Source organism: Oleiphilus sp. HI0128, from assembly GCF_001635365.1.
This window is the reverse complement of sequence record NZ_LWGG01001428.1, coordinates 1-1233: the sequence shown is the minus strand read 5'-3', so window position 1 is coordinate 1233 and position 1233 is coordinate 1. Positions and strand designations below refer to the sequence as shown.

Here is a 1233-nt window from a genome sequence, read left to right as displayed (position 1 = left end):
GGCCTGGATGCCCAGGATTGTTGGCGGCAAGGTTTTTATGGGGCTATTCATTAGCGAAGGATGAAACCCTCTGCATACGTAGGGCTGAAACTAACGGCATGTCCGTTCTGCGCCCCGAGACGGGCCGCCTACATAACTTTGGGTAGGCGGAGTCTCTGAGTTAGATAAGCGTGTTGCGAAGCTTTAAACTTCGAACTCACTTCCTGTCTTCTTTTCAATAAGCTTGTTCTGAAGCTTAACGTAGCGCGGCATACCGTTCTCATCGTAAGGCGGGTAGTCTTCGCCTTTAACAAGTGGAGTTAGGTATTCACGACACTCAGCAGTAATTCCGAAACCATCATCTGAAATATAGTGAATAGGCATTTTCTTTTCTTGGTTAGCAACCTGGCTAAGCGGTGCTTCACCGATAGACCACTTGTATGGAGCGGCTTGTTCGCGAACGATAATTGGCATGACTGCATTCTTACCATTTACAGCGAAATCAACAGCTGCTTTGCCCATGGCATAGGCCTGCTCAACATCCGTTGAAGAGGAAATATGGCGTGCTGCGCGTTGAAGGTAGTCGGCAACTGCCCAGTGGTATTTATAACCAAATTCATCTTTAACCATATTAGCAAGCGTTGGTGCGACGCCACCTAGTTGGGTATGACCAAACGCATCAACTGCGCCTGCGTCTGCTACAAAGCGGCCATCTTCGTACTGAGCGCCTTCAGATGCCACGACAACGCAGTAACCGTAATTTTTTACTGCTTCATCTACACGTGCTAAAAACTTCTGTTTATCAAAGGCTATTTCTGGAAATAGAATAACGTGTGGTGCTTCGTGCGCTTCGGTGCCGGCCAAACCACCAGCTGCGGCGATCCAACCTGCGTGACGGCCCATGACCTCAAGAATAAATACTTTAGTTGAGGACTCGCACATAGAAGCGATGTCCATTGCCGCTTCTTTAGTAGAAATAGCGACGTATTTTGCAACCGAACCAAAGCCCGGGCAGCAATCAGTGAACGGAAGGTCGTTATCTACGGTTTTTGGCACACCGATACAAGTAATCGGGTAACCCATTTTTTCACTTAGTTGAGAAACCTTATAAGCTGTATCTTGAGAGTCGCCGCCGCCATTATAGAAGAAGTACCCAATATCATGAGCTTTGAATACTTCGATCAGACGTTCATATTCACGCTTGTTCTCATCAAGGTTTTTCAGTTTGTAGCGGCAAGAACCAAATGCACCGCT

General features: G+C 47.3%; 1 protein-coding gene. It reads right to left on the bottom strand.

What is annotated here, in order from left to right; translation table 11 throughout:
• Positions 1-183: 183 nt before the first annotated feature.
• Positions 184-1233, bottom strand: a 1050-nt coding sequence (locus tag A3763_RS23675; RefSeq protein WP_068760618.1) for a 6-phosphofructokinase, incomplete at its 5' end; no start/stop codon positions are given.